This is a genomic window from Acinetobacter sp. FDAARGOS_724 (genome assembly GCF_013364475.1).
Lineage (GTDB): Bacteria > Pseudomonadota > Gammaproteobacteria > Pseudomonadales > Moraxellaceae > Acinetobacter > Acinetobacter variabilis.
The window spans coordinates 2,488,864-2,508,462 of the sequence record NZ_CP054908.1; the positions used below are offsets into that span (position 1 = coordinate 2,488,864).

At 42.3% G+C, this 19,599-nt stretch carries 16 protein-coding genes and 1 pseudogene; 11 read left to right on the top strand and 6 right to left on the bottom strand.

Features of this window, described 5'->3' with window-relative positions; genetic code table 11:
* Positions 1–132 precede the first annotated feature (132 nt).
* The 3 genes from FOC32_RS13095 to FOC32_RS13105 all read right to left on the bottom strand — a co-directional run bounded on the left by FOC32_RS13095 (position 133) and on the right by FOC32_RS13105 (position 4,033).
* Positions 133–1,779 carry an AMP-binding protein gene (locus FOC32_RS13095; RefSeq protein ID WP_104426005.1) on the bottom strand — a complete coding sequence of 549 codons (1,647 nt, stop codon included), beginning with the start codon at positions 1,777–1,779 and terminating at the stop codon, positions 133–135.
* A 254-nt stretch (positions 1,780–2,033) separates the two neighbouring features.
* Positions 2,034–3,170, bottom strand: a complete 1,137-nt coding sequence (locus tag FOC32_RS13100; protein WP_175967743.1) for an acyl-CoA dehydrogenase family protein — start codon at positions 3,168–3,170, stop codon at positions 2,034–2,036.
* A gap of 92 nt (positions 3,171–3,262) precedes the next feature.
* Positions 3,263–4,033 (bottom strand): 3-hydroxyacyl-CoA dehydrogenase, encoded by a 771-nt coding sequence (locus FOC32_RS13105; RefSeq protein WP_104426004.1) that lies wholly within the window; start codon positions 4,031–4,033, stop codon positions 3,263–3,265.
* A 138-nt stretch (positions 4,034–4,171) separates the two neighbouring features.
* On the opposite strand from FOC32_RS13105, the gene FOC32_RS13110 reads away from it, so the two are divergent.
* From FOC32_RS13110 to FOC32_RS13125, 4 genes are all read left to right on the top strand, one after another.
* A complete protein-coding gene (locus FOC32_RS13110; RefSeq protein WP_104426003.1) occupies positions 4,172–5,194 on the top strand; it encodes an AraC family transcriptional regulator in 1,023 nt (340 codons plus the stop codon).
* A 227-nt stretch (positions 5,195–5,421) separates the two neighbouring features.
* The gene (locus FOC32_RS13115) at positions 5,422–5,775 is read left to right on the top strand and encodes a hypothetical protein (protein WP_104426002.1); all 354 of its coding nucleotides are present in this window, start codon (positions 5,422–5,424) and stop codon (positions 5,773–5,775) included.
* Positions 5,776–6,126: 351 nt separating this feature from the next.
* A complete protein-coding gene (locus tag FOC32_RS13120) occupies positions 6,127–7,071 on the top strand; it encodes an aliphatic sulfonate ABC transporter substrate-binding protein (RefSeq protein ID WP_104426001.1) in 945 nt (314 codons plus the stop codon).
* Entirely contained in the window at positions 7,071–7,898 is an 828-nt protein-coding gene (locus tag FOC32_RS13125; RefSeq protein ID WP_104426000.1) for an ABC transporter permease, read from the top strand. The genes FOC32_RS13120 and FOC32_RS13125 overlap by 1 nt, the downstream gene beginning before the upstream one ends.
* A gap of 69 nt (positions 7,899–7,967) precedes the next feature.
* Here FOC32_RS13125 and prmC read toward each other — a convergent pair whose 3' ends face one another.
* Positions 7,968–8,786 (bottom strand): peptide chain release factor N(5)-glutamine methyltransferase, encoded by an 819-nt coding sequence (gene prmC, locus FOC32_RS13130; protein WP_005236005.1) that lies wholly within the window; start codon positions 8,784–8,786, stop codon positions 7,968–7,970.
* Positions 8,786–9,874, bottom strand: a complete 1,089-nt coding sequence (prfA, locus tag FOC32_RS13135) for a peptide chain release factor 1 (protein WP_034704545.1) — start codon at positions 9,872–9,874, stop codon at positions 8,786–8,788. The genes prmC and prfA overlap by 1 nt, the downstream gene beginning before the upstream one ends.
* 354 nt (positions 9,875–10,228) lie before the next feature.
* On the opposite strand from prfA, the pseudogene FOC32_RS13140 reads away from it, so the two are divergent.
* From FOC32_RS13140 to FOC32_RS13155, 4 genes and pseudogenes are all read left to right on the top strand, one after another.
* Positions 10,229–10,656: pseudogene (locus tag FOC32_RS13140) on the top strand (glycine zipper domain-containing protein).
* A gap of 249 nt (positions 10,657–10,905) precedes the next feature.
* Positions 10,906–11,355, top strand: coding sequence for a hypothetical protein (locus FOC32_RS13145; protein WP_004783858.1), 450 nt, complete (start codon positions 10,906–10,908; stop codon positions 11,353–11,355).
* Positions 11,356–11,510: 155 nt separating this feature from the next.
* Positions 11,511–12,515, top strand: a complete 1,005-nt coding sequence (locus tag FOC32_RS13150; protein ID WP_175967745.1) for an LLM class flavin-dependent oxidoreductase — start codon at positions 11,511–11,513, stop codon at positions 12,513–12,515.
* Between the two features lie 280 nt (positions 12,516–12,795).
* Positions 12,796–13,347, top strand: coding sequence for a flavoprotein (locus FOC32_RS13155; RefSeq protein WP_104425997.1), 552 nt, complete (start codon positions 12,796–12,798; stop codon positions 13,345–13,347).
* Positions 13,348–13,603: 256 nt separating this feature from the next.
* On the opposite strand, the gene FOC32_RS13160 is transcribed toward FOC32_RS13155, so the two are convergent.
* Positions 13,604–14,440, bottom strand: coding sequence for a pyruvate, water dikinase regulatory protein (locus FOC32_RS13160; RefSeq protein WP_004783863.1), 837 nt, complete (start codon positions 14,438–14,440; stop codon positions 13,604–13,606).
* A 154-nt stretch (positions 14,441–14,594) separates the two neighbouring features.
* On the opposite strand from FOC32_RS13160, the gene ppsA reads away from it, so the two are divergent.
* The 3 genes from ppsA to cyoA all read left to right on the top strand — a co-directional run bounded on the left by ppsA (position 14,595) and on the right by cyoA (position 19,599).
* Positions 14,595–16,973, top strand: coding sequence for a phosphoenolpyruvate synthase (ppsA, locus tag FOC32_RS13165; protein ID WP_034706293.1), 2,379 nt, complete (start codon positions 14,595–14,597; stop codon positions 16,971–16,973).
* Positions 16,974–17,414: 441 nt separating this feature from the next.
* On the top strand, positions 17,415–18,221 hold the full coding sequence (locus tag FOC32_RS13170) for an RDD family protein (RefSeq protein WP_175967747.1): 807 nt from the start codon (positions 17,415–17,417) through the stop codon (positions 18,219–18,221).
* 301 nt (positions 18,222–18,522) lie between these two features.
* Complete coding sequence (cyoA, locus tag FOC32_RS13175; RefSeq protein ID WP_005236020.1) at positions 18,523–19,599, top strand: ubiquinol oxidase subunit II; 1,077 nt, start codon at positions 18,523–18,525, stop codon at positions 19,597–19,599.

Sequence of the window (19,599 nt, forward strand, 5' to 3'; positions counted from 1 at the left end):
TATTTTATTTAAAAGATGAATAGTATTACATTGTAATGACAATTATATTCTCTCATAACTTCTAAAATAAACAAATTAACCATATAAAAAAGGCCGCAATTGCGACCTTTTCACTATATTTAAATGAATATATTAACTGACCTGTTTAATACCCTGAATCTTGACAATTTCCTGCTGTTTAAGCAGATTACGCTGAATTTTACCGCTAGAGGTTTTAGGCAAATCACTTACAAACTCGATCTCTTTCGGATAGGCATGTTTAGATAAACGGGAACGCACATAGTTTTGCAATTTCAGCATCAGTTCTTCACTAGCGGCATATTGTGCTTTAAGCACTACAAAGGCTTTCACAATTTCGGTACGTTCCGGATCTGGCTTTCCAACCACAGCGGACTCCAGCACCTCTTCACACTCCAGCAAGGTACTTTCTACATCAAAAGGTCCAACTCGATAACCCGAAGTCGTAATGACATCATCCGCACGACCAATGAAATCTATTCCACCATGCTCATTCAGTTTTACGGTATCACCCGTTAAATAGTACTGTCCCACAAAGGCTTTACGATTATTGCCGCCATAGCCTTCGAACCACATCAAAGGTGAGGCTGAGCAGTCCATAGCCAAGGTCCCAATGCCGCCTTTTTCGACTTCCTCATGCTCTTTATTTAAAACTGCAAAACGATGTCCTGGAATGGCAAAGCCAGCGGAACCGATTTTCTTGTGATGCTCCAGCGCATGATGATTGGCAATCACCATTCCCAGTTCCGTCTGTCCATACTGGTCGTAGATATTGACGTCCATTTCATGATTAAACCATTGAATGACTTCAGGCGTTAATGGCTCACCTGCACTACTGACCACACGTAAACACGAGCTAATCTCAGCATCAAATTTTTCCTTAAAGCCATAGAACATCCGGAATGCGGTTGGAGAACCGGTCAGGTTATTTACCCGATATTTTTTAATGACTTCAACAGCATTGTCTACGCTAAAAGCACGTTCATCCATAATGATGCTATGTCCCAAACTTAATGGACCTGCAATCCCATAATACAGACCATAAGCCCAACCCGGATCTGCCAGATTCCAGAAAATATCTTCGTCACGTAAATCTACGGCGTGCAGCATATAGCCTTTAAATGCCAGTAAAGCTTTAAGCGGAACAGGCACTGATTTTGCCAGTCCCGTTGTACCTGAAGTAAACATCATCAGGAAAATGTCACTAAAACGACCTTGAACCGGCTCAAATTCAGTTGGGCATTTCTTGAGCTCTGTCCAGAAATCAGCATCCTGATTGGTACTTTCAGGCGTTTGATGTACGGTTAAAATATGTGGAATATCGAGATCATCTAGTTTTGCACGCTGTTCCTGATTGGTAATAATCAGTCGGGTATGTGCGGTATTAATACGATGCTCGATTGCCTTGCTTTCAAAAGCGGTAAATAAAGGCTGATAAATTGCACCAATACGCCAGGTAGCTAGAATGGTAATTAATAATTCTGGGGTTCGTGGGAGCAAACCAGCGATACAGTCACCTGCTTCTAAACCCAGTGAGGTCATATAATGAGCCAATTGTCCTGAAGCCTCAGCCAATTGTTCAAAAGTCCAATATTGGGTCTTGCCATTTTTACCTTCCCAGATTAACGCGATCCGGTTTTGTCCCAGAAAACGTCCACAGCATTCTGTATAGGCATTGAGTGCATCTGGCGTTCCTGCCAGATGTTGTTGAACCATAGTGTCAAAATTAAATTCACGATACGCTTGTTCTAGTGTCTTCATCACGACAACCTCTATTCCATTTATAAACAGACTTTATGTCTGTGTCCGTTGTATTTGTTGTTCTGTCTACCGCCTGCGAATTCCATTGCAATGCCGGTTTTATATAACATGCCCTATTGCTAGGACATGTTAGGTGTCACTCTGCTGAGTCACTTTTCGCTTAATCAATAATTGACCATGTTTTATAGACCATCACAATTCCCATATCCCTCAAATGAGCTGCAAGATTTGAACAGTCGGCTATTTCATGACTTTTAAACTTTGCTCACTTCCCGGGCAATGACCAGACGCTGAATATCAGATGCACCTTCATAAATCTGGCTCACTCTGACATCACGGTAAATACGTTCAACCGGGAAATCTGAGACATAACCATAACCGCCATGAATCTGAATCGCATCCGAGCAGACTCGCTCTGCAATCGTCGAAGCAAACAGTTTAGCCATGGACGCTTCTTTTAAGCATGGTAATCCTGCATCTTTAAGCGTTGCTGCATGTAAGACCAGTTGTCTTGCTGCCTCAATCTGGGTGGCCATATCTGCGAGACGGAACGCCACTGCCTGATGCTGTACCAGTTCGACGCCAAAGGATTTACGTTCATTGGCATATTCCACGGCAGCATCCAGTGCAGCTCGTGCCATACCCACAGATTGTGCTGCAATCCCGATCCGGCCAGATTCCAGATTAGACAAGGCAATCTTGTAGCCTTCACCTTCTTGACCTAACAGGTTCTCAGCCGGAATCCGGCATTGATCAAAAATAATGGTCGCGGTATCGGAACAATGCTGCCCCATTTTTTCTTCCAGATTCGAGACGATATATCCTGGACTATCGGTAGGTACCAAGAAACATGAGATTCCTTTTTTGCCTGCAGATTTATCTGTCACTGCAAATACCAGTGCAATCTGGGCATGCTTACCGGTGGTGATAAACTGCTTGGTGCCATTTAATACCCATTCATCACCATCTCGTTCTGCCTTACATTCCAGTGCGCTGGCATCGGAACCGGCTTGAGGTTCAGTCAGGCAGAAACACCCTAACCATTCACCGGTCGCCAGTTTAGTCAGGTATTTCTGCTTTTGTTCCTCTGTACCATAACGCTGGGTAATCCCGCAAGGTAGTGAATTCTGCACACTGACAATGGTCGAGATGGCTCCATCTCCAGCCGCGATTTCCTCAAGGGCCAGTACCAACGACACATAGTCCAAACCTGCTCCACCCCATTGTTCAGACACGGTCATGCCAAGTGCACCGAGTTCACCGAGTTCTTTCAATTCCTGTGCTGGAAATTGTGCAGTTTTATCCCTTAAACCAGCGGTGGGTTTCAGTTTTTGTTGCGAATAGTTTCGCATCATTCCCTGAATCATTTTCTGTTCGTCATTTAAAAGCACTGCGTATATCCCTTACTTATCTTTTAATTTTCTATATAGAGTGAATAAACCTATCTACTCTGACTTTTGTATTTCGCTTCGTTGGCTCGAACTTATTTTGGAGCCATACGGATGGCACCATCTAGACGAATCACTTCACCGTTTAGATAGCTATTTTCAAAAATATGACCCACTAACTGGGCAAATTCCTGAGGTTTGGCCAGACGCGGTGGAAATGGAACCATCTGTCCCAGAGCATCCTGTACCTTTTGCGGCATGCCTTTCAGCATTGGGGTTTCCATAATGCCGGGGGCAATGGTCATGACACGAATCGCTTCACGCGCCAGCTCACGTGCTAGTGGCAGCGTCATCGCAACGACCGCACCTTTAGACGCAGAATAAGCTGTCTGACCAATCTGACCATCAAAGGCTGCAACTGAAGCCGTATTCACAATCACGCCACGCTCTTCTTCATCGGTTTGCAGCTCATACTTAGCGATTAAAGCCGCCGCAAAACGCAGCATATTAAATGTACCACTTACATTGATATTCAACACTTTCTGGAACATTGCCAGTTCATGAATTCCATTACGGCCCAATACCTTGGCAGAAGGTGCAATACCAGCACAGTTCACCAAGCCATTGAGTTGGCCATACTTGTTTTCAACATGATTAAAGAAAGCTTCAACCGCCTGCTCATCCGTTACATCCAGTTGAACAAATTCAGCCTGCTCACCCAGTTGCTGTTGTAAAGCATTGCCCTGTTCCTGGTTCATATCGACCAGAATCACTTTTGCACCCTGTTCTACCAGATGAGTCGCTGTGGCTGCACCCAGACCTGATGCACCACCAGTTACCACAATCACTTTTCCCTGAATTTTCATGTTAATGTCCTGTTCCTATTTTTATGACAAGCTACGACTTAATAGGCAGAGTAAACAGAGATTTTATTCTGTACAATTTCCAAATGTTGCATCTTGATTGAGGCATTTGGACAATAAAAAAGGGATATCTGACTGGCTATGCAATTACCAGCCTTGGAATATAGTAAGGGAACCATCTCGATTGATCTGGTTCATGAAGCACTGCTGAATGCCAAAGCACAGCATTATGATATTGCTGCGATTCTAACTAAGGCTGCCATTCCTTTAGAGATTCTTCACTCTGCTAAAGCACGGGTTTCAGTGGCGCAATATGCCGCGCTATGGACTGCACTTGCCGATAATATGAATGACGAATTTTTTGGCATGGACAGCCATCCAATGCGCCGTGGCAGTTTCAAATTACTATCTAAAATGCTGTTACAGACCGATACGCTGGAAAAAGCTCTGCAGCAAATCCTGCAATTTTTTAATCTGATTCTGGATGATCTGCACAGCACTCTTATGGTTGAGGAAAACTTTGCCTATATCGTGATCTATGACCAAAAGCAGACTAAGCGCATGTTTAGTTATGCAACCTATCTAATGCTGATCCATACCCTGCTATGCTGGTTAAGCGGACAACGGATTTTACTCAATCAAATTCAACTGAAATGTGCCGCGCCACTCGATGATTTCGATTATAAAGTCCGTTTTTGTGAACAGATTGAATATCAGGCCAGTGAAAATTATATCCAGTTTGATGCCGCCTATTTACAGCTCCCGGTAAAACAGGATCAGACCTCCTGGTATCAGTTTATTCAGCAGACTCCACATAATCTGCTGGTTCGTTTTAAAAATCCTTATGCGCTAAGTACACAGATCCGCAAACAGCTTTTGAAAGTACCTCCGGTTGAATGGCTGGAACTAAATGAGCTTGCTTTGAAAATGAATATGTCTGAAGCCACCATGCAACGGCGTCTTAAAAATGAAGGTGTAACTTATCAACAGCTCAAAAATGAAATTCGTCGTGATACAGCCATTGAACTGTTAACCCGTACGGATCAAAGTTTGCAGGACATCAGTGATCAGCTTAACTTTCAGGAAGTCAGTGCTTTTCATCGCGCCTTTAAAAAATGGACAGGGGTTAGTCCAGGTGCCTATAGACAAAATACTACTAGATAATTTATATTTAATAAGACTTAAAAACGATTAAAATTCAGCGTATAAATTTAAATCCATATTTTCTCAACAGTTATATTTTTCAAGGCTTACAGCCCAAAAATAGAGGACTGAACGGTCATCCATAATGCTTTGCATTTCCTATTAATATAGTTTATTTTTCAATCAATCTTTAGTGTTTCACTTTTGGCTGTACTCCCTTTCCCTCTTTCCTTGTTGAAGGTATTCCCATGTTAAAGATGACTGATGTTCTTGGAAAAAATTTTGTTCAAAACTTCGCCCAGGCTTTAGTTTCTTCGACCGATCTTAATGCAGAGCAATTGAATCAAGGCATCTTGAATGCGTCTGATTCTGCCCTCAAAGATGCTATTGTGCACTTCTTTAACCAGATTGATGCCATTGAAGCTGCGAAATCGCTTGAAATTCCGGCTGAGCGCATCGTTGCATTACAACAAGGTATTGCACTGAAAGATGAACAATATCTTGCTGATACCGCCAAAGTCGTGGCTCTTTGCCTGGCAATGGAAACTGGTAGCCTAGATCAAGTCGAAGTTTATGACTGTCTGCAAGACTACCCAATGTAAGCTATCCATATTGATAAAATAGTGACTCAAAAAGCGATGCGGATGCATCGCTTTTTTATGGCACTCGTTATTTATAAAATCTCATACTGCAAGGACGAATAATTAAAAAAAACAGCTTATCAATTTATGCCATACTATTTTTAAAATTTTATCTAAGCAAAACCCTTCTATTTTTTATTAAAAAAATTTAATTAAAAACAACCACCTATATTTAAAACTATTAATTATTTCATTTTTTGATTTGATTATCTCTTTTTCTTTTTTGTGTGCTTATCGATTTACCGCTATGAATTTCAAAAATTTAATTCAAGATTGAGATATTCATGAAAAAAAACATTAAGAACTTCGAGTCTGACTTTACTCGGCCTATCTATTTCTCTCTTTACCGGCTTGGCTAACGCAGCAATTCCATCTGAATTAAAATTGGACTATGCCTATTACGCACCGACCAGTCTGGTGGTCAAAGAACAGAAACTGCTAGAAAAAGCTTTACCAAAAACCAAGATTAAATGGGTATTTAGCCAAGGCAGTAACCGCTCACTCGAATATCTAAATAGCGGTAGCACAGATTTTGCTTCTACTGCAGGTTTAGCGGCAGTGCTTAGCCGTGCCAATGGTAGCCCGATTAAAACAGTTTATATCCAGAGCCAGCCTGAATGGACAGCACTGGTCGTCAATAAAGATTCGAATATCAAATCACTGAAAGATCTGAAAGGTAAAAAGATTGCTGCCACAAAAGGTACAGATCCTTTCTTATTTACCCTACAAGCCTTAGATACGATTGGTTTGGGCAAGCGCGATGTGGAGTTCGTTCATTTACAGCATCCGGATGGTAAGACTGCTTTGGAGCGTAAACAGGTCGATGCCTGGGCAGGCCTTGATCCTTTAATGGCATCTGCGCAGGCGCAGTCAGGTGCCAAATTGCTGTATCGCAATGTCAGTTTTAATTCTTATAGCGTACTCAGCGTAAAAGACCAGTTTGCCAAATCCAGTCCGGAAGCGATTGAAGCGGTGATTAAAGCTTATGAACAGGCACGTAAATGGGCTAAAACCAATCCAGTCAAACTGGCTGAACTTCTGGCACGTGAAGCCAAGCTTCCGATTGAAGTCGCTAAACTTCAACTCAGCCGTACCAATCTAGATCAGAATATTCCAACCACCAAACATACGGGTGCATTACAAAAAGCCAGTCGTATCCTGACTGAAGAAGAACTGGTTCGTAAAGGAACCAATGTCAATCAGGTCGTAACTCAATTATTTGATGCCTGCTATGCAAAAAAGGTTGTAACTAAGTAATGGCTATACCGAAAAGCATCTCGGAACAGTTGAGCGTGGAAGAACAGCCAAAATCCTCTGTGCTACCACGCAGCATTTCGCTAATCAAGCCCCTAACCCTGCCTGTTATTTTTATCGTATTGGTAGAAATACTGGTCCGTAATGGCGTGATCGAACCTTATTTATTGCCTGCACCAAGTAGCCTGTTTCAGTCATTTACTGAACTGGCTGAGGGCGATTTATGGCAACATATTTGGGCCAGTAGCTGGCGAGTTTTCTTAGGCTTTGGAATTGGTAGTGGATTAGGACTGATCTTTGCGATCCTGGTGGGATTAAACAGACATGCAGAAGATTTTCTGGAACCAACCTTTTCTGCGATTAAATCTATTCCAAGTCTAGCCTGGATTCCTTTACTCCTGCTTTGGTTAGGGATTGATGAATCTTCAAAAATCACCTTGATCGCAATTGGTGGCTTCTTCCCGACCTATACCAATACTGTGGCTGCAATTCAGGGTGTGGATCGTAAACTGATTGAAGTCGCAAAAGTCTATCGCCTGAAATACTGGCAACAGGTTCAGCAGATTGTATTGCCTGCTGCCTCACCAGGAATATTGACTGGCTTAAGGAATAGTCTGAGTTTGTCCTGGATGTTTATGATTGCGGCTGAATTGATTGCTGCCACTCAAGGGATTGGCTATCTGCTCAGTGATGGTCGTGAAACTTCACGTCCGGATATTGTGATTATTGCGATTATCCTGTTAGCAGTCCTAGGCAAAATCACCGATAGCATTATGAAGTTGTTTGAAAATCGCTTACTGCGTTGGCGGGATGTGATTAAAAAGTCATAATTTATTTAATAAAAGCATTAGAAAAGCGACCTATCTAGGCCGCTTTTTTATTAAATCAAGCTTTAAAAATTAATGCGGCCACTGACCTAAAGTTACCCGATCATTGCCGCCATAGTCTTTCACTGTACGGACCTGTTTATAACCAGCTTGAGTAAACAGATGACGAACCGCATCGCCCTGATCATAGCCGTGCTCAAGCACAACCCAGCCATTTACGGTCAGATGTTTTTTGGCTTGCTGAATAATCATCTCAATATCAGCCAGACCATTTTTGTCTGAAACCAGCGCACGTTCCGGCTCAGTTGCCAGATCTGGCATATGCTCATCGTCTGCATCAATATACGGTGGATTAGATACAATCGCATCAAAGAACTGCCGACCAAATGGTTTAAGCCATGAACCAAGGATAAATTGCACCTGATCCAAATCATGCTGTTCTGCATTATATTTGGCAACTTCCAGTGTAGGTTCATAAATATCCGAAGCTGTTACAGACCAGTTCGGGCGCTCAGACGCCAGTGACAAGGCAATGGCGCCTGTACCAGTCCCCAAGTCAACAATTCGCGCATCTTCCGGCAAGTCTAATTTCAGGACTGTTTCGACCAGCACTTCGGTATCCGGGCGTGGCACTAAAGTATCTTTGGTGACTTTAAGATCCAGTGTCCAGAATGGTTGTGAGCCTGTGACATAGGCCAATGGCTCACCGGCAGCAATCCTTGCCAGGCTTTCGACATAGGCCTGTTCCTGTTCAGGCGTTAACTGCTGGTCTTTTTTCATTACCAGATCAAAAGCATCGATCTTGGTAATGTGTTCCAACAACCAGGCATTTTCCTGACGTTCATAACTTTCAGGTTCACCACGTAAAGCCAGTGCTTCTTGAATGTTCATTAGCCACCATTCTGCTGTGCAAGCATGGCCAGCTGATCAGCCTGATATTCACGATGCAGACTGTCTAATAGCTCAGTCAGATCACCTTCCATCACAGCATCCAGCTTATATAAAGTCAGGTTAATACGGTGATCAGTCATACGGCCTTGTGGATAGTTATAGGTACGAATACGTTCTGAACGGTCACCCGAACCGACTAGGTCACGGCGCATTTCAGAAGTCGCTGCATCTGCTGCGGCACGTTTGGCATTTTCCAGACGTGAAACCAACAAGGCCATCGCTTTGGCTTTGTTTTTATGCTGTGAACGTTCATCCTGACATTCCACCACCGTACCGGTTGGAATGTGCGTAATACGCACCGCAGAGTCAGTTTTGTTAATGTGCTGACCACCGGCACCTGATGCGCGGTAAGTGTCGATACGCAAGTCAGCCGGATTAATGTCGACTGATGTATCTACATCCACTTCTGGAAGAATCGCTACCGTACAAGCTGAGGTATGTACACGACCTTGCGACTCTGTCGCAGGTACACGTTGTACACGATGCGCCCCACTTTCAAATTTCAGGCGACCATAAACGCCTTCACCATTCACCAGGCAGATGACTTCTTTATAGCCACCATGCTCACCTTCATTTTCAGACAGGATTTCAATACGCCAGCCTTGAGATTCCGCATACTTGCTATACATACGGAATAAATCACCTGAGAAGATTGCCGCTTCATCACCACCAGTTCCGGCACGGATTTCCAAATAAGCAGAGTTGGCATCATTCGGATCTTTTGGAATCATCAGGATATTTAGTTCAGCTTCAAGCTGTTCGATCAGAGCTTTATTTTCCTTAATCTCTTCCTGCGCCATTTCCTTAAAGTCAGGATCAGACAGCATGGCTTGCGCGGTTTCAATATCTTCTTCAGCCTGTTTGTACTTGGTCCAAACGCTGGTAATCTCGGTTAAATCATTATGCTCACGTGATAACTGGCGAAAACGCTTGTTGTCCGAAATCACTTCGACATCTGCCAATAACGCAGTCAATTCTTCATGACGGTCAGAGAGTTGGTCTAATCGTAAACGTAACGATTCTTTCATTTTCTAAAAAATCTCAAACATAAGGCTGTGACTAAACAGTGATTTAGCACAGCGAAATCAAAAAATTGCGCCTAGTTTAACGATTCTCTGGGTCAATGAACATCATTATTCAGTAAGTCAGTGCTTAGATGCAGCGATGTCACCGCCATTTGTTAACAAATATAAATAAAATCTTCAGTTTTGGATTTTTTCTGCTCAATTCGATCCTTATTTATTTCTCATTTTACAAATTGGCAAATAAACACATTAAATATGGAGGTAGATCTTCACATTCTTTTGGGCATAATTTGTTACATTTTCTGCGTCGAAACACACTAACATATGAAAGTCCTATCAGGGACACGGAGTTACAACATGAAACTCAATGCAATTTTACTGAGCGCTGCAATGGCTGCAGGCTCAATGATGACAGTGAGTGCGCATGCAGACAGTACTGCACGTGTGGCAGCAGCAAGTGCTTTAGGTAGCGTTGCTGGTACTGCACTGGGCAAAAACATGGGGGGCAACACCGGCGCAACAATTGGTGCCGCTTTAGGTGGTGCAGGTGGTGCTGCTGTTGCAAGTAACAAGAAAAACCGTACCTCATCTGCAATTGGTGGTGCTTTAGGTGGCGGTGCTGGTTATACCGTAGGTAAAAACATGGGCGGTTCTAATGGCGGCTATATCGGTTCAGCACTTGGGCTGCGGGTGGTGCAGCATTAGGTAATAAAATTTCTAAAGATAAAGCAGCCGATCGTGCCAAAGCGAATCGTGCTAAACACTGGAAAAAACGTCACCGTTAATTTCCTGGCCTCAAGCTCTTTAAATTCGACGCTATATTTAACATTAAAAGCACCTGTTTGGGTGCTTTTTTTATTGTACATTCAACACATCCAAATTCATGTAATACATCAACTTATTCGAACAAGATCATGAATAAATTAAGGAGACAAAAATCACAATTCGCCAACACTGCCTCCATGCTATTTGACGGTTGCTAGATTAAATTTATCTCATCAACAAATACAGCTAGATATATAAAAGGTGTACTCATGAATTACAAATCTCTAATGATCGCTGTCGTAGCAACCTCAGCCATGGGTATGACAGCCGCCAATGCCGGAAATACAACGAATACGGCTTTAGCTTCTGCTTTGGGTGGTGTCGTTGGTGCCGCAGTGGGCAATAAAATGGGTGGTACAACTGGCGCAACAATCGGTTCTGCGATTGGCGGTGGTGCTGGTGCCGCAGTAGCAGCGAATAAACGTGACCGTAATGGCGCGATTATCGGTGGTGCTTTAGGTGGTGGTGCCGGTTATGCCGTAGGTAAAAATATGGCGGGTTCTAATGGCGGCTTAATTGGTGCTGCATTAGGTTCTGCAGGTGGTTCTGCCCTTGGTAAAAAAGTCAGCGAAGACCGTCGTTATGATGACCGTTATGACCGTCGCTATAGTTCAAAAAACTATCGTACTAGCAATTACCGTTATAACCACCGTCGCTAAGATTTCCTCTAATTACTTTTCCTCCTTGAATAAGCATCTTCGGATGCTTATTTTTTTGCCTGTTATTTCGATTTACATATATATCGATTTTTTTCGATATACAAATACAATGCAAAGTCGTATGCTCTTAGTCATGTTTATTCAAGAGTAATATTATGCGTACGCTTACCGATACCCAGTTCTCTATTCTCGAACTGGTTCCAGTTCGTGACGATAAGACCATTCAATTCTCCCTGCAACATGCGCTGGAACTGGCTCAGACTGCAGAACGTCTAGGTTATAGCCGGATGTGGCTGGCCGAGCATCATAATATGGATGGTATTGCCAGCTCAGCGACCGCCGTTCTGTTAGGCTATTTACTGGCAAATACCAATAGCATCAAACTTGGCTCTGGTGGCATTATGCTGCCAAACCATGCGCCCCTTGTAGTAGCAGAGCAATTCGGTACATTAGCGACTTTATATCCAGATCGTATTGAACTGGGGTTGGGCCGTGCTCCGGGTACCGATCAAGTGACCATGCGTGCTTTACGTCGTGGCCGGCAGGAAACTGAAGATCAGTTCCCGCAGGATGTTTTAGAAATTCTGCAATACTTTAAAGATCCGATTCCAGGCCAACGCATTGTGGCAACTCCAGGCCAAAGCACACACGTACCTGTGTGGTTATTAGGTTCGAGCCTGTTTAGCGCACAACTGGCAGCAAAACTTGGTCTACCTTATTCTTTTGCCTCTCACTTTGCTCCGCGTATGCTTGGTCAAGCGATTCAGCTGTATCGGGACAATTTCGAACCGTCTGAATATCTGGATCGTCCTTATGTTTCTATGGGCGTACCAACTTGTGTGGCAGATACAGATGAAGAAGCTGAATATCTGGCAACAAGTGCTTACCAGCGTGTCCTTGCCCTGATTCGCGGTCAAAGCCTGAAATTGAAAGCGCCAATTGATTCTATGGAAGGACTCTGGTCACCACCTGAAAAAATGTCTGTCGACAATTTCTTTGCCATGGCGCAAGTGGGTTCTAAAGAAACTGTTAAGGCTGGTCTGGAAGTACTCCTAGCAAAATATGATGTAGATGAATTTATCTTCACCTGTGACATCTATGACACAGAGAAACGTCTGCATAATTTTGAATTGCTGATGCAAATCAAAAACGGGCAATAATGCTGTCTTGCTTTGCCTAATTTATTCTTATCTATATACCCATTCTTAGGAATGGGTATATTTTTTTAAATTGTGTTTGAAGATTTTAACTTTCTAACTGGATAAATTCATATCTAAGATAGATCTCCTGCTCTTTACTACATCTATCTCCCATTAAAAATACAATAGAAAAAAGAATGACTGTCTAAGTTAAATTTTGAACTTTACCGCTCTAGGGCTTTTGTTAATATCTATAACAAAGCAAATAAGACCAATTATTAAATAATTTTAAGGAAAAACAATGTCCACCAAGCAGGATGCACACGCGGGTATATTTGAGAATCGTCCCGAGAATTTCCAGCATTTTACTGGCATTAAAGTGCCCTCTTCCCAGCTCGCTGAACTTGACTGTGCCGGAAAAGATATTGCGATTATCGGTACAGATCAATTTACCGTAAGCCAACTCAACAAGATTAGCCAGCAAGCTCGCTCAGTAAAAGTTTTTCAGATTAATCCACAATTTGTATTGCCAGGTACTGAACGTGGTTTGCAGCGGTTATTAAATCACCCCTTAATCATTAAAAATCGACGCCTGTTTAATAACCGGATTAAAAGCATTTTGTCATTACGTTATCTGGAAAATCAGGTACAGAATTTATGGCTCAGACGCCAGCTTATGCCAAATCTTGCGGCCACATCCAAAGTTTATCTTAAATCAGACCACTATTATGCTGCTCTGCAACGTGAAAATTGCCAGCTGATTACCTGGCCTATTGCAAAAATTTCCGAAAATAGTATTCATTGTATTAATGGAGATGAACATCAGGTTGAGCTAATTGTGTATGCTTTTTAATCAGCAAGTTAATGTGTTTTTAGCTCATGAGATTAGAAATTCGGAGTGTATTTAGGAAAATTTAGTTCTATAAGATTGAATTTCTGAGTTCATTGAAGAGCAAATAAGCTTAAAAACCAACCACTACATTTTTGATTAAAATATCGAATATTTCAACAACTTATAATATTCATATTTTATTTCTATGAAAGTAGTATTTTTTATTAATCTTTATCTATAAATCAGAGCCAAACTGAAGTCTGGCTCTGAATTCTTTTTAGCCAATTCGACGTTTTAGTCCTGTCATTTGTAAGACACGAGTTGAAATTTCCTCAATTGACATTTCCGAGACATTCAGGTACTTGATCCCTTCCGAAATATAGATACCTTCAATTGCACGCAGTTCCATCTGGCACTGGCTAAAGCTGGCATAACGGCTGTTGGCCTTACGTTCCGTACGGATTGCAACCAGACGCTCTGCATCAATCATCAGACCAAAAAGCTTGTTTTTATGCGGTCTTAGCACTGCTGGCAGGCGGTTATCGTCCAGATCTTCTTCAGTTAGCGGATAGTTCGCTACACGAATTCCAAATTGCAAAGATAAATAAATTGAGGTCGGAGTTTTACCGGAACGCGATACGCCAATCAGGATCAGATCAGCCTTATCATAGTGACGCGTACGCGCACCATCATCATTGTCGAGCGCAAAATGTACGGCATCAATACGCGCCTTATAGGACTCGGAATCGGTCACCGCATGGGTCTGACCGACTAAAGTCGTAGGTTCAGTACCAAGCTCTTCTGATAATTTGCTTATAAGCCCTTCAAAAACATCAAGATTCACTGCATTTGCAGTATTAATAATGTCTCGTACATAGGGATCCACCAACGTATCGAAAACCAAAGGTTTTTGACCATCTTTTTGGGCACGTTCATTGATCTCTGTGACCACATTCATGGCCGCCTCTTCAGAGCTAATATAAGGGATAATATGAATGTCAAAATCCACATGCGGAAACTGCGCTAACAGCGAGTGGCCAAGGGTTTCAGCAGTAATGGCAGTACCATCGGAAATAAAAAACACACTCCGCTGAATTTGTTTACCTTCTGACATTAAAATTCTCCTCAAACATTTGTCTTAGTACTATATAATCTTTATAGTAAACCGATCTTACATGACTGTCGCTTAGTAAAATCAAAAACCTAGAAGATTTGCTATACTCTCATGCCAAGATAGTGATTAATACTGCAAAAGTGGAGTAACAACTTTGGAAGCGCGCGTAATTGGTCTAGAAAAATTAGGGAAGCACGATGTTGAGCTTGTAGGTGGGAAAAACTCATCTCTGGGCGAAATGATCAGCCACTTATCTAATGCTGGTGTATCAGTACCAGGTGGCTTCGCAACAACAGCTGCTGCTTATCGTGAATTTCTCGAGCAAAGTGGCCTAAACGCTAAAATCAATGCAGAGCTTGCTGCACTTAACGTTGATGACGTCAATGCACTTGCTGAAACTGGTGCAAAGATTCGTCAATGGATTGTGGAAACTCCACTTACTGCTGAACTGGAAAAGGAAATTCGTGCAGCTTTTGCAGAACTTTCAAACGGCAACCCTGATATCGCGGTTGCCGTTCGTTCATCTGCGACTGCAGAAGACTTACCTGATGCTTCTTTCGCAGGTCAGCAAGAAACCTTCCTGAATATTCGTGGTATCGACAACGTTCTGATCGCGATCAAAGAAGTGTTTGCATCTTTGTACAACGACCGCGCGATCTCTTACCGTGTACACCAAAACTTTGCGCATGACGTGGTTGCTCTTTCTGCTGGCGTACAACGTATGGTTCGCTCAGAAACTGGTGCTGCTGGTGTAATGTTCACTTTAGATACTGAATCAGGCTTCCGTGATGCAGTATTCATTACAGCTTCTTATGGCTTGGGTGAAATGGTGGTTCAAGGTGCAGTAAACCCGGATGAATTCTATATTTCAAAACCGCTTCTAAACGCAGGCAAACATGCTGTACTGCGCCGCAACTTAGGTTCTAAACACCAGAAAATGATTTATGGTGAAGAAGCAGCTGCAGGTAAATCAGTTGTTGTGGTGGATGTAGAGAAAGCAGATCGTCAACAATTTGCATTGAACGATCATGAACTGCAAGAATTGGCTAAACAAGCACTGATCATTGAAAACCACTACGGTTCTCCAATGGACATCGAGTGGGCTAAAGACGGTGATGACGGTAAAATCTACATCGTTCAGGCGCGCCCTGAAACTGTGAAGAGCCGTGAAAATGTTGGCACGATGGAACGCTACCTGTTAAAACAACGTGGTACTGTAATCTGTGAAGGTCGTTCAATCGGTCAACGTATCGGTTCTGGTAAAGTCCGCATCGTAACTTCAATTAAAGAAATGGACAAAGTACAAGACGGTGATGTACTTGTATCTGACATGACTGACCCGGATTGGGAACCAGTGATGAAACGTGCTGCTGCGATTGTAACTAACCGTGGTGGTCGTACTTGTCACGCTGCGATCATCGCACGTGAACTTGGGGTTCCAGCTATCGTAGGTTGTGGTAATGCAACCGAAGTCCTGGTTGACGGTCAGGAAGTGACTGTATCTTGTGCTGAAGGTGATACTGGTTTCATCTACGAAGGTGCGCTTGATTTCGAAATCCAAACCAACTCTATCGAATCTATGCCAAAACTTCCGTTCAAAATCATGATGAACGTAGGTAACCCGGATCGTGCATTTGACTTCGCGCAAATTCCGAACGAAGGTATTGGTCTTGCTCGTCTAGAGTTCATCATCAACCGTATGATCGGTGTGCATCCTAAAGCATTATTGAACATCGATAGTCTGCCACGTGAAACTCGTGCTGCTGTACTTGCTCGTACTGCAGGTTATACATCTCCAATCGAATTCTATGTAGAAAAACTGGTTGAAGGTATCTCTACTCTTGCTGCTGCGTTCGCTGACAAACCAGTGATCGTACGTATGTCTGACTTCAAGTCAAACGAATACGCTAACCTGATCGGCGGTAAACTGTACGAACCTGAAGAAGAAAACCCAATGTTGGGCTTCCGTGGTGCAAGCCGTTATGTATCTGACAACTTCCGTGACTGCTTCGAACTTGAATGCCGTGCACTGAAAAAAGTTCGTGACGAAATGGGTCTGACTAACGTTCAAATCATGATCCCGTTCGTACGTACTGTTGCTGAAGCTAAACGTGTTATTGAGCTATTAGGTCAAAACGGTCTGAAACGTGGTGAAAATGGTCTTAAAGTGATCATGATGTGTGAATTGCCAACTAACGCTTTGTTAGCTGAACAGTTCCTTGAACACTTCGATGGTTTCTCTATCGGTTCAAATGACTTGACTCAGTTAACGCTTGGTCTTGACCGTGACTCTGGTATTGTTTCTCACCTATTTGATGAACGTGATCCAGCAGTAAAAGCGCTTCTTTCTATGGCTATCCATGCTTGCCGTAAAGCCGGTAAATATGTAGGTATCTGTGGCCAAGGTCCTTCTGACCACCCAGATCTTGCACAATGGCTGATGGAACAAGGTATTGAATCTGTATCTCTTAACCCAGACTCAGTATTGGATACCTGGTTCTTCCTGTCTGAAGAGAAAGCTCAAAAAGCTTAATTAACTCTTTAAAAAAAGACCCTTTCATAGGGTCTTTTTTTATGTTCTCAATATTACCTAGATATTATCTTAATTATATTTCTAGATATTATCTTAATTATATTTATAGTTAAGTAATTAATCATATGTTTTTTGATTTAACAGAAATCAAATTATTTATATAAGCATAAGCTTCTTAGTGTAATGACAAACAAATACCAACAAACAGCATGAGAAAAAATTGCATAATTAAATTTAAGTGAATTTTCACATCTTGATAGCAAAATCATCAATCCTTGCTACACTGTCTCAATTATGGAGGAATTTGGTGATGAACATTCTTGAAAATCCTAAACTTATCCATATATTACATTTATATTCTTTTATTTGTTTTCAACCTGAAAATACTTAAACTCCTAGTTCAATTTTTGTCTAAATTTATATTTTTGAGATTCAGTTTATATGCAGATTTACTTGGCACGAAATAATCAACAAGCTGGCCCATATACGCTCGAGCAATTAAATCAGATGCTTGCCAACCAACAGGTACTTCTGACTGATTTGGCTTGGCATCAAGGTATGACCGAATGGAAAGCTTTAGGTGAACTCACCCAAGGGAAACTGATCTATCAGCCTGAAGGCTATGTAGCACCAGAAATGCTAGCGACACCTGCCTATCAGGCTCCACAGAACGCAAATGAGTCAAGTACAGACTATCTTCGTGCCCGCAGCTCTCAAAATGTTGCAGCAAAAAAAGAACTGGCGAGTATTCCAAGCCGTATTTTAGCCAAGATTGTGGATCTGCTTTTATGGCTGCCTGCGACGTTTATTTTGACCGCATTTTTTACTCCTGAACAGGAAACTCAGTTCGCACAACTGAATCAGGAGTTCATGAATGTGATGTTAAGTAGTGATGCTGATCCTGCCTTGGCACAGCAACTACAGACTCAGATGTTTGACATGTTTTCACAGCAGGCTTGGATTGCGACTGCAATTTACCTTGTGATCATGCTCGCTATTCAGGCCTTTTTAATTGCCAAATCAGGTCAAAGTATCGGTAAAAAACTGACTAAAATTAAGATCGTAGATGCCGAGACTGGTGAAAAAACCAGCTTGATGCGTGCTTTCACTATTCGCAGTGTATTCTTTATTTTCCTGAATATTATCTTCATGCCACTCAGCACAATCATTGACTGGGCGTTCGGTTTAGGGAAAAAACGTCAAACCGTGCACGATAAACTGGCAAAAACCCAAGTCGTTAAACAATAATCAGTCCTGCCATAAAATGGGATGTTTTGGCATCTCATTTTCCTACATAACTTTGAAATTACAATAAAATTCCTATAAATATTCTTGAAATCCGACCGACAAAATCGGTTTTTATTACAGTCATTTAAAGCACCTTTATATATAGCTTAGTTTGGCAATATCAGGCATAATGCCCTACAACGTAGCGGTGTATTATGATTAGAAGGGTGTTTTGTAAAAAAATGGCCTCTTTTATCATGCGACACTTTAATCGCTATCCCATATTAAATTAGGGAATGGGACTCTTCACCGAGGTTGTAAAATGAGACAAACGATTTTAGCTGTATTGTCTTTATCAACGATGGCTGCACTTTTAACAGGGTGTGGTGGTGATCTAGTACTTCTGAACTCTAAGGGTCCAGTTGCTGAAGGCCAAAGTAGCCTGATGATGACTGCGATTTACTTAATGCTATTGGTGGTAATTCCATCAATTATCATGGCATTATGGTTCGGTTGGAAATATCGCGCATCGAATAAAGACGCAGACTATAAACCTACATGGGCACACTCTACTGCGATTGAAATTGTAGTTTGGGGTATCCCTGTCATTATTATTGGTATTTTAGCTTGGTTAACTTGGTGGGGTTCCCACAAGTACGACCCATACCGCCCACTTGAGGCAGATAAAGCACCATTAACAGTTCAGGTTATTGCTGAACAGTTCAAATGGATCTTCATCTACCCAGAACAAAACATTGCGACTGTAAACGAAATTCGCTTCCCAGAGAAAACTCCGGTAAGTCTTCGTTTGACTTCTAACTTCACGATGAACTCATTCTTCATTCCTGCGTTAAGTGGTCAGATCTATGCAATGGCGGGTATGCAAACTCACCTGAACTTAATGGCAGACGAAACTAGCCCAGCTGAAGGCTACCGCGGTTTCTCTTCTAACTATTCAGGCTATGGCTTCTCACAAATGCGCTTCCGTGCACATGCTGTGACTGATGCTCAGTTTGCTGAATGGGTAGCTGCAGTTAAAGCAGGTAACGGTACTTCAGTAAATCCAGAAGCAGTTCAAAAAACTGTTTTAGACCAAGCTGAATTTGCAAGTTTGCGTGACGGTAACCGTGGTAAACACCAAATCGAAGCGATTATTGCAAAAGCTACGACTCCTGAAGAGAAGGCTGCTGCTGAAGCAATGAAGCCTTACCCAACTAAGCCACATCCAGTGACTTACTACTCTTCTGTTGAGCAAGGTTTGTTTGAATCTGTGATCAATAACTACATGAGTAACTATCACGGTGCTGATCACTCAGCGTCTTCTGTTGCTCACCAGGAAGCAGCTGCTTCTGAAGCACATGTAGATGTTGAACATGCGACTGCTTCTCAAGGAGAATAA